A 10,127-nucleotide genomic window follows, 5' to 3' on the forward strand; every position below is an offset into this window, starting at 1 on the left:
GATTTTTTCCCCAGTCCCCAGTCCCCAGTTCCCAATCCCCAATATTATGAGGAATGGAAAATGAATACGGCAGAATTATTGGTCAAATGTTTAGAAAACGAAGGTGTCGAATATGTTTTTGGTCTTCCTGGCGAGGAGAATTTACACGTATTAGAAGCGATTAAACCATTCATCTATTAAGTTTATTACTACCCGTCATGAACAGGGTGCAGCTTTCATGGCTGATGTCTACGGACGACTGACAGGAAAAGCTGGTGTGTGTCTTTCTACCCTTGGCCCTGGGGCAACCAATCTAATGACTGGTGTCGCAGATGCTAACCTAGACGGTGCGCCATTAGTGGCAATTACCGGACAGGTGGGAACAGATAGAATGCACATCGAATCCCACCAATATTTAGATTTAGTGGCAATGTTTGCCCCTGTTACTAAGTGGAATAAACAGATAGTTAGACCGAGTATTACACCAGAAGTAGTGCGAAAAGCCTTCAAGCGATCGCAAACCGAAAAACCTGGTGCAGTGCATATAGATTTACCAGAAAATATTGCCGCTATGCCCGTAGAGGGCAAACCATTACATAAAGATAATATCGAAAAAACCTTCGCTTCCTTTGCTAGTATTCGCGCTGCTGCTGCTGCTATTTCTCAAGCAGTAAATCCACTAATTTTAGTCGGCAATGGTGCAATTCGCGCCCATGCTAGCGATGCTGTCACCCAATTTGCTACCCAAATGAATATCCCTGTGGCTAATACTTTCATGGGAAAAGGTGTAATTCCTTATACTCATCCTTTAGCCCTGTGGTCAGTGGGATTACAACAACGAGATTTTATTACTTGTGGTTTTGATAATACAGATTTAGTCATTGCCATTGGTTATGACTTAATTGAATTTTCACCCAAAAAATGGAATCCTGAAGGTAGTATTCCCATCGTCCATATTGGGGCAGATTCCGCCGAAATTGATAGCAGTTATATTCCCAAAGTAGAAGTTGTGGGTGATATTTCTGATTCTCTCATGGAGATTTTAAAAGTAGCAGATAGACACGGCAAACCCAACCCCTATGCTATTAGTTTAAGGGGAGAAATTCGCGAAGATTATGAACAATATGCCCATGATGAAGGCTATCCCATCAAACCGCAAAAATTAATTTATGACTTACGCCAAGTCATGGGGCCAGATGATATTGTCATTTCTGACGTAGGCGCACATAAAATGTGGATTGCCCGCCATTATCATTGTCATAGTCCCAATACTTGTCTAATTTCCAATGGCTTCGCCGCAATGGGGATAGCAATTCCTGGTGCTTTAGCAGCCAAACTTGTCTATCCTAACCGCAAAGTTGTAGCCGCAACCGGCGACGGTGGCTTTATGATGAATTGCCAAGAATTAGAAACAGCATTGCGTGTAGGTACGCCATTTGTCACCTTAATTTTTAATGACGGTGGCTACGGTTTAATTGAGTGGAAACAAGAAAATCATTTCGGTAGAGGACAATCATCTTTCGTGCATTTCGGCAACCCAGATTTTGTCAAATTAGCTGAAAGTATGGGCTTAAAAGGTTATCGAGTCGAATCAACTTTAGATTTAATTCCTGTGTTGAAAGAAGCCTTAGCTCAAGATGTGCCTGCTGTTATCGATTGCCCTGTAGACTACAGAGAAAACCGCCGCTTTACCCAAAAAGCCGGTGAGTTAAGTTGTGAAGTGTAAATAAACCGTTCGTAGTCAGGACTTTAGTCCTTTCTTTATTTTTGAGGGTTTTAGTATTTCTAAAACCCTCAATTTTTTTCATGCGAACAAACTATGTAATTTGAAAATATCAACCTTACTATAAAATATTTCCCCTGTAAAAATCCATAATTCCTAACAAAAATTATGGACTTAGTGCTTAACAAGTATAAAATTATACTTTATTGTTTAAGCATGATAAAGGCGATCGCCCAATCCGGTCAAGAAGAAAGCGATCGCCGTTATCTAGCCCTCTAACAAGGAGATAATTACAATGATGGCACAGTTCACACAATACTTGCAGAGTGCAGATATAGATACACTCAACCTCAATCAATCTTCTACACAGCCAGTTCCCCAAAGAGAAAAGATTAAGCATTTGCTCATCGGTTCTCCCCAAGCCGTTACTAGTACAATTCGCTATTTACAGGTAATTGGTTACGCTAGTGTCGGTGATTGGAGTCCACTGTTACCTACAGCTAACCAAGGTGAGGTGATGAGTATTTTAATCCGGCAAATTTTCATCTAATAACTTAGATTTAGAGGCGTTGCGTTGCAACGTCTCTACAGTGCAGAATGAATGACTTTTTACGTTATGTAGAAAAGTCTACGGAAAATCTAACTCCCAAACCACAAATTTAAAGTCGCTCTCCTCGCAGGAGAGATATTTAGAGAGAGGTTTTCCAGATATCGTTTGCATCCGCGAGACCCGCGCGAAGCCAGAAACCGGGTTTCTTTTATGGTTCATTGCGACAATATCGGTCTTCCTCACGAGAAACCCGGTTTCTTAAGGCCTCGCGATTAAATTTGGTGTAATGGTCTGGGTATCTAGACACCAGATTTTGAAAAAATATTTTTCCGCCTGACGGTGGGGGAATAAGAAGGGAAAAGAATAATAAGGGCAGAGGGAACAGTGCAAAATAAAAGGAATCCTTAAGCCACAGCCACGACGCGGAAACCAACACGTCCGTAACAAGAGGCAGACGCAAGCCTATTACGAGCAGCAGAGCGACAATACTGGGCAAAGTTTAACCAGCTACCGCCACGCAGCAGTTTTTTATCATTATTGCTACCTATTAACCACGCACTACCATCTGTCGGCGCGCCTTGGTAGCTATTATTATATACATCTTGACACCACTCCCATATGTTGCCACACATATCATATAAACCAAAAGCGTTCGGCGGAAATATCCCTACATTTGTTGTTTGTTCTCGATATTCAGTCCTAAAGAAAGGACTAAAGTCCTTACTATGAAATTAATTAGTTATGATTTGGAGAGGCTAGAGTAATGATGGTAATTTCAGGACGGGCAAATAAACGCAGATGTAAGCCTGTCATTCCTAAACCTCGGTTGGTGTATAGGAGCATTTTGCCGATTTGATATTCTCCTGCGTAATATTTTTCACCCCAAGGCGGTAAAATGAGGGGTCTTAAGAAAGGTAGCCGGATTTGTCCGCCGTGGGAGTGTCCTGATAGTTGTAAGTCGAATTTTCCTGTGGCTGCGCTGGTGTTGGCAAAGTCTGGTTCATGGGCTAATAAAATGGCTGCTCCCTGTGGTGGTAGTTGCTGTAATACTAAATCTAGGCGGGCTTTACCCATACCTACGTCATCAACTCCCGCTATATAAAGTGTGGCGTTACCCCGTTGTAATGTGTAGATGTGATTATTTAAGTCAAAAACGCCGCTTTGTTTGAGAGTTATAATTATGGCTTGGGTGTCGTTTTCGTGGTCATGATTACCCAAGATGGCAACGGTTCTATCCCGTGGTGTAAGTTGTTCTAAAGCAGGCTTGAGTGATGGGATGAATTGCGGTAGATTACGAGTGACTAAATCCCTGTAATCGCTACTAAATCTGGGTGTTGTTGATTAACTAAATGCACAATGCGCCGTAAACGTGGCACAGTCATCCACCTATCTCGATGAATATCGCTAATCTGCACTATGCGATAGCCATGAAACTCTGCTGGGAGATGGGGAAGAGTTAGTTGTAAAGTTTTGATCTCAATCCAATTGGGTTCAATAAATTTGGCGTATAGTATGATGCAGAATATTAGTAAAAATAACCAGCGAAAATATTGCAAGACAATTTGACTGGCTTCCAGCAGCCACTTGCGATTTCTCAAGATGTAGTCTCCTGTGAAGTAACTGCCAGTTTCTTTGTTATGGTATTTTTTCAAGTTGGGCGATAAATCACCCAAGCGGTAGAAGCTTTATTGGGCATTGAGATTTTTACCCATTCCCGATTCCCGATTCCCCATTCCCCAGTCACCTATAATGAGAAATGTGATATACTAGCCATTTCTCTCAATTACCCTTGGTTTATGGGACTGCCAATTGTTGCAATTATCGGTCGCCCGAATGTGGGCAAGTCTACCCTGGTTAATCGACTCGCCGGGGAACAAACGGCGATTGTCCATGATGAACCGGGTGTGACACGCGATCGCACTTATATGCCAGCTTACTGGAACGATCGCGAGTTTTTAGTAGTAGATACTGGCGGTTTGGTATTTAATGATGACACCGAATTTCTGCCCCTGATTCGCCAACAGGCTTTAGCAGCCTTGACAGAAGCTTCTGCTGCAATATTTGTTGTGAATGGTCAAACAGGCCCCAATTCGGCAGATGAAGAAATAGCCGAATGGTTACGCCAACAACCAGTACCCGTCTTCCTCGCCGTGAATAAATGTGAATCCCCAGAACAGGGGTTAATGCAGGCGGCGGAATTTTGGGAACTGGGCTTAGGAGAACCATACCCTATCTCTGCGATTCATGGCAACGGTACAGGGGATTTACTAGACGAAATCATTAAACACATCCCCGTGGTGACAGAAGTACCGGAAGACAATGAAATTAAAATTGCGATCGTTGGTCGTCCTAATGTTGGTAAATCTAGTTTATTAAATGCTTTTGTTGGGGAAGAAAGAGCAATTGTTAGCCCAATTTCTGGGACAACTCGCGATGCAATTGACACTTTTTTAGAACGAGATGGACAAGCTTATCGGCTAATTGATACAGCCGGAATTCGGAAAAAGAAAAGTGTCGAATACGGAACAGAATTTTTCAGTATTAATCGGTCTTTTAAAGCCATTCGCCGTGCCGATGTGGTTTTATTAGTGTTAGATGCTCTAGATGGTGTCACAGAACAAGACCAAAAATTAGCAGGACGCATTATTGAAGAAGGTAGAGCCTGTATTATTGTTGTCAATAAATGGGATGCTGTAGAAAAAGATTCCTATACTATTTACGACTACGAAAAAAATCTCGAAGCTAGACTACATTTTACTGAATGGGCAGACACTATTTTTGTCAGTGCCTTAACCGGACAACGGGTAGAAAAGATTTTAGAATTAGTCAATCAAGCCGCCGCCGAACATAAACGCCGCGTCAGCACATCTGTGATTAACGAAGTTTTAGAAGATGCTCTCAAGTGGCACTCTCCCCCAACCTCACGCGGCGGAAAACAGGGCAGAATTTATTACGGTACACAAGTTAGTAGCCAACCACCCACCATTGCGTTATTCGTCAATGATGCAAAACGCTTTAACGACAACTATCGCCGCTACATCGAAAGACAATTCCGTCAACAACTAGGATTTAAAGGTACTCCCCTGCGGTTGTTGTGGCGCAGTAAGAAAGTCAGAGAGATGGAACTTGGTAGCGTCAACCGTGCAACTCGCGTTTGAGTAATGAGTGCTGAGTGCTGAGTGCTGAGTGCTGAGTGGGAAAAATAAAGTGTGCTAAGTTCTGGATATCAAGGCAAAATAGTCAGGAGTTGAAAATCTAAACTTAACACTAGTATCGAAATTGACTCAAAATGAAATACTGAATACTAGTATCGAAATTGACTCGAAATTAAGTTCTGATTAGTTGTAAACTTTTAACTTTCTGCAACTCAGCACCGGCTAAACGCCGCGCTACCGCTAACACAACTCAGCACTCAAAACTCAGCACTCAGCACTAAAAAATGGATTTACTGCGATCGCTACCATTAGGACTTTATCTCGAACAGCCCCAAACTTGGCTACATAAACTTGATCCCAGGGTCAAGTTTATCTGGTTGATGAGTTTTTTGACTAGTTATAGTTTTGCTAATAATCAATGGCGCATACTACTAGTAGCACTGCTGATTATTTTTACTTTAGCTGCTAGAATTCCCCGACGAGTTTGGCAACAACAAATGGGCTGGCTATTAACACTAACGTTTTTGGTGTTCGCCCTGACAGCAGTTTTCCCTGACGGCTTGGGTATCAATTATCAGCCACGTTTACCAGCGAACTCCCAAGCTTTAGCTCCACTCAGCAACACTGCTAAAACCCCAAATGAGCCAAAACAAGTAAAAACTAGCAAAGACTATAACTACATTCTCTTTCATCAAGGCCCTGTCAAAATTAGTCGTCGGACTTTAGACTTGGGGACACGCATCAGTACAATTTTATTTACAGTAATTTACAGCACTACTCTATATTTATTAACAACCGCACCAGAAGAAATTACCGCCGGGATAGAAAGCTTGATGCAGCCCCTACGCCGCTTTAAAATCCCTGTTACAGAAATTACCTTAACACTCACTTTATCCTTGAGATTCATTCCCCTAGTCTTAGAGGAAATACAAAATTTAATTCGTTCCATTATGACAAGGGCGATTAATTGGAAAAAGTTAGGTTTAAAAGGCGGATTCAAAGTCTGGATGATTGTCGCCGAGAGATTATTAGAAAACCTGTTATTACGTGCTGAACAAATGGCTAGTGCGATGATGGTACGCGGTTTCACTAGTCCCAACGAACATAGAGTTCCGTGGCACGATTTACGTTTAAAATCATGGGATTGGCTAGCGATCGCAATCCTCACCATTTTTTGGGGAATCAGAATCGTTTTAGGACAGCAAATTTAGGGGTGTAGGGGTTTAAGGGTGTAGGGGTTTAAGGGAATGACTAATGACTAATGACTAATGACTATTAACTAAATATTTATGTGGTACTGGCGATCGCTTCCATTAGAAAATCGTACTGGTGCAGAAATCTTCTCTGCCCTATTTTATCCCCACACAACATCTCAAATCGCTACTCTCCTCGAAAGTCCTTACCCCACACCCACTAACCAACCCCAACTGAGTCGCTATTCTATTTGTGCAGGTGCGCCCAGAATAGTCAATGGTGTACCTCAAATGTGGACACCAGCCTTGGGGGGGATTTTTCCTTTGCTGGAGGAGTTGTTGTTAAATGGGGGACAAGGGAGACAAGGTGGAATTTCTACCTTGTCTCCCTCCTCCCCTCCCCACCTCCCCTTCACCGGTGGATGGCTGGGCTGGCTAGGCTACGATGCAGCTTGGGAAATCGAAGGGCTACCTTATACAAAACCTGACACTTTGCCCTTTCCTGTGGCGTTTTGGTATCAACCAGAAGATTTTGCCGTATTAGATCATGTGCAGCAAGTCTTATGGTTAGCGGCTAGTGATGCGGCTAATCTTGATGAGTTGGAACTGCGTTTAAGACGAACAAATATAGAAAATTCAGTCCAACACATTACACCTGTTACTAATTATCCCGTCGCACCAGAATTTTTGACCTCTCAGTTAGATTACGAAACCGCAGTTAATCGTGCGAAAAAATACATTCAAGCGGGAGATATCTTTCAAACCAACCTATCTTTAAGATTTTCCGCTAATACCTCCGCTAGTGGTTGGTCAATTTATCAAGCCTTGCATAAAATCAATCCTTCGCCCTTTGCTAGTTATTGGCGGACACCTTGGGGGGAAGTGATTAGCTGTTCACCAGAAAGATTAGTCTTGTTAGAAAATGACCAAGCCCAGACTAGACCCATTGCCGGTACGCGATCGCGTGGTATAACGAAAGAACAAGACCAGCAACTAGCCAAAGAACTCCTCAGCAACACCAAAGAACGGGCAGAACATATCATGCTGGTTGATTTGGAACGCAATGATTTAGGGCGAGTCTGCGAATGGGGAACAGTCACCGTTGACGAATTGCTAACGATTGAGAGATATAGCCACGTTATGCACCTTGTTAGCAATGTTACAGGCAAACTCAGGAGCGATCGCACCCCCATAGATTTAATCCGCGCCCTATTTCCTGGCGGGACAATTACAGGTTGTCCCAAAGTCCGGTGCATGGAAATTATCGAAGAACTAGAACCAGTACGCCGTAGTTTATTTTATGGTTCATGCGGCTATTTAGATTGGCGAGGCAACCTAGATTTAAACATCTTCATCCGCACCTTACTACTAACCCCTAATGCCCAATCAAACACCGTATGGGGTCAAGTAGGTGCAGGCATAGTTGCCGACAGCGACCCCGAAAAAGAATGGTATGAATCTCTGCACAAAGCCCAAGCGCAATTAGCCGCGCTGAAGATGGTTAATTAGGGGGATTGGGGATTGGGGACTGGGGATTGGGGACTGGGGACTGGGGATTGGGGATTGGGGACTGGGGACTGGGGATTGGGGACTGGGAATTGGGTGACAAGGTAGACAAGGTAGATTTTACTTCAATGCCCAACGACTAATGACTAATGACCATTGACTATTGACTATTGACTATTGACTATTGACTATTTTGCCAAATTGTAACAACACAGACTGTTTCGATGAACAATTCTTAGGAAAATTCGCCTGTTGGCTATTTTGCTCTAACGAGCGATAATTATGGCAACATAGAGAGAAGTTAGAGTAAACAGTAGTATGAGAGTCGGTTTTTGCCCTCGACAACTTCACACAGCAAACTCCACAATTAGTATTAACTGCACACAACAGGGTAAAGATATTCTGCTTCCATCAAACACAGTAGATGGCGATCGCTTTGCAGGTCTTGTTGCCTAAAATGCTTGTGGAAATAGGTCAAAATCTCCCATACTTCGTTGTTTCTCTTTTACCTTTTATGAATGCCTTTTACTTTCCTGTAAAAGTTTCATCTACCCTACCTGAAAATAGATCAGGGTTTGTCTAAAGTCCTTTAAAGGGTAGAATTTGCCGATTTGCAAATCAATCTCCGCAAATATTCTGGCGACAGGGAGATATTATCGTCTGAATATTTGTCGCTCACTGCAAGAAAATATATTATTCTCCTACTTGATTAATAGATGAATCCAGAAAGCGCAGAAACTTACATCAATCATCCTACTTGGGGCTTACTATATCGGATCTGTATGGTTGATGAAGCCCAGGATTTGTTCACTACACTCTATGCCCAACGTTTATTTTTTCTGGTGGTGAACGACATGAAAGCCCTGAAGTTCCAACCGATAGGGCGCACAGAGGCGAGAATGTTATTGGAAATCGTTTGCGGACTTTGCGTCGCAATGGTCAATCACAGGAGTACGATCAGCTTCAGAGTGTTTTCCAACGCACATTCCAATGACTAGTTCGATTAGCGAACGTATTACTCAAATTCGTGCATCAATTCCGCCTTCAGTTCGGTTAATTGCTGTTACTAAGCAAATGCCAACTGAAGCTATCCGCGCCGCCTATGCTGCTGGTATCCGTGATTTCGGTGAAAATCGCATCCAAGAGGCTGCTACTAAACAAGCACAACTGCAAGATTTATCAGACATCACTTGGCACTTTATCGGCCATTTACAAACTAATAAAGCCAAAAAAGCCCTTGAACAATTTCACTGGATTCACTCCGTGGATAGCTTGCCATTGGCACAACGTCTGAATCAATTAGCCGGACAACTAGAAGTCAGCCCCCAAGTCTGTCTGCAAGTCAAAATCCTCCCTGATCCTAGTAAGTCCGGCTGGACTGTGCCAGAACTACTCGCTGATTTACCCGCCCTTGACCAGTGTGAAAATTTACAAATTCAAGGTTTGATGACAATTCCGCCAATGGGTTTAACAGACGCGGGAAATTTATATGTATTTAATAGTACACATCATTTAGCCAAAGACATTGCTGCCCAAAATTGGAAGCACATCAAAATGCAGGAGTTGTCGATGGGGATGTCAGGAGACTACGAATTAGCCATACAAGCTGGGGCAACGATGGTAAGATTGGGGACTATCCTATTTGGTAAACGCACTTAGGTAAAACAACCCTACCATTGTGTGGTTGTGTATTTATTTGCCCAGTATGATATACTTAGTAAAAAGTAAATACTGGTGCAATAAATTACACAAAAGACAACTTTAAGAAAAATAAACACTCAAAAAAAGCCATTTAATTCAACTTATTTACGGAGCGTTGTAGAGATATAATCTTGACTCAATTATTGTGTCTAGGTTAATGTACAGGCGTTCCATAGAACACCAATTTCAAAAATCAAGCGATAGATACACTCGCTTAACCACCTGTGATCTATAGCGACCTCAATATTGAATTTTGAGTTGTAATTTTGAGTTGGTGCAACGCCAGTCCATTGCCAATAACAGTAGTAGATGCTACAAAT

General features: G+C 42.5%; 9 protein-coding genes and 3 pseudogenes. 9 read left to right on the forward strand and 3 right to left on the reverse strand.

The window, feature by feature from the left end; translation table 11 throughout:
- Positions 1-60: 60 nt before the first annotated feature.
- Positions 61-1,705 (forward strand): annotated as a pseudogene (locus CV014_RS28240) (acetolactate synthase large subunit).
- Positions 1,706-1,997: 292 nt separating this feature from the next.
- Positions 1,998-2,252 (forward strand): hypothetical protein, encoded by a 255-nt coding sequence (locus CV014_RS28245; protein WP_236145044.1) that lies wholly within the window; start codon positions 1,998-2,000, stop codon positions 2,250-2,252.
- 404 nt (positions 2,253-2,656) lie between these two features.
- On the opposite strand, the pseudogene CV014_RS28250 reads toward CV014_RS28245, so the two are convergent.
- From CV014_RS28250 to CV014_RS28260, 3 genes and pseudogenes are all read right to left on the reverse strand, one after another.
- Positions 2,657-2,935: pseudogene (locus CV014_RS28250) on the reverse strand (formylglycine-generating enzyme family protein); the annotation flags it as partial.
- A gap of 52 nt (positions 2,936-2,987) precedes the next feature.
- The gene (locus tag CV014_RS28255) at positions 2,988-3,470 is read right to left on the reverse strand and encodes a metallophosphoesterase (protein ID WP_236145045.1); all 483 of its coding nucleotides are present in this window, start codon (positions 3,468-3,470) and stop codon (positions 2,988-2,990) included.
- A gap of 83 nt (positions 3,471-3,553) precedes the next feature.
- Positions 3,554-3,850, reverse strand: coding sequence for a hypothetical protein (locus tag CV014_RS28260; RefSeq protein ID WP_236145046.1), 297 nt, complete (start codon positions 3,848-3,850; stop codon positions 3,554-3,556).
- A 198-nt stretch (positions 3,851-4,048) separates the two neighbouring features.
- Here CV014_RS28260 and der point away from each other — a divergent pair, with 198 nt between their 5' ends.
- The 7 genes and pseudogenes from der (at position 4,049) to CV014_RS28290 (ending at position 9,765) form a co-directional block, all read left to right on the forward strand.
- Complete coding sequence (gene der / locus CV014_RS28265; protein WP_236145052.1) at positions 4,049-5,410, forward strand: ribosome biogenesis GTPase Der; 1,362 nt, start codon at positions 4,049-4,051, stop codon at positions 5,408-5,410.
- 281 nt (positions 5,411-5,691) lie between these two features.
- Complete coding sequence (locus CV014_RS28270) at positions 5,692-6,618, forward strand: energy-coupling factor transporter transmembrane component T family protein (protein ID WP_236145047.1); 927 nt, start codon at positions 5,692-5,694, stop codon at positions 6,616-6,618.
- Positions 6,619-6,696: 78 nt separating this feature from the next.
- Entirely contained in the window at positions 6,697-8,109 is a 1,413-nt protein-coding gene (locus CV014_RS28275) for an anthranilate synthase component I (protein ID WP_236145048.1), read from the forward strand.
- A gap of 5 nt (positions 8,110-8,114) precedes the next feature.
- Positions 8,115-8,249, forward strand: coding sequence for a hypothetical protein (locus CV014_RS30270; protein ID WP_268964944.1), 135 nt, complete (start codon positions 8,115-8,117; stop codon positions 8,247-8,249).
- Positions 8,250-8,424: 175 nt separating this feature from the next.
- Positions 8,425-8,562 carry a hypothetical protein gene (locus tag CV014_RS28280; RefSeq protein ID WP_236145049.1) on the forward strand — a complete coding sequence of 46 codons (138 nt, stop codon included), beginning with the start codon at positions 8,425-8,427 and terminating at the stop codon, positions 8,560-8,562.
- A 260-nt stretch (positions 8,563-8,822) separates the two neighbouring features.
- A pseudogene (pipX, locus tag CV014_RS28285) lies at positions 8,823-9,100 on the forward strand (transcriptional coactivator PipX).
- Positions 9,097-9,765 (forward strand): YggS family pyridoxal phosphate-dependent enzyme, encoded by a 669-nt coding sequence (locus CV014_RS28290; RefSeq protein WP_236145050.1) that lies wholly within the window; start codon positions 9,097-9,099, stop codon positions 9,763-9,765. Before pipX ends, CV014_RS28290 begins: the two are co-directional and overlap by 4 nt.
- Positions 9,766-10,127: the final 362 nt, after the last annotated feature.

Source organism: Nostoc sp. CMAA1605, from assembly GCF_021596505.1.
Lineage (GTDB): Bacteria > Cyanobacteriota > Cyanobacteriia > Cyanobacteriales > Nostocaceae > Trichormus.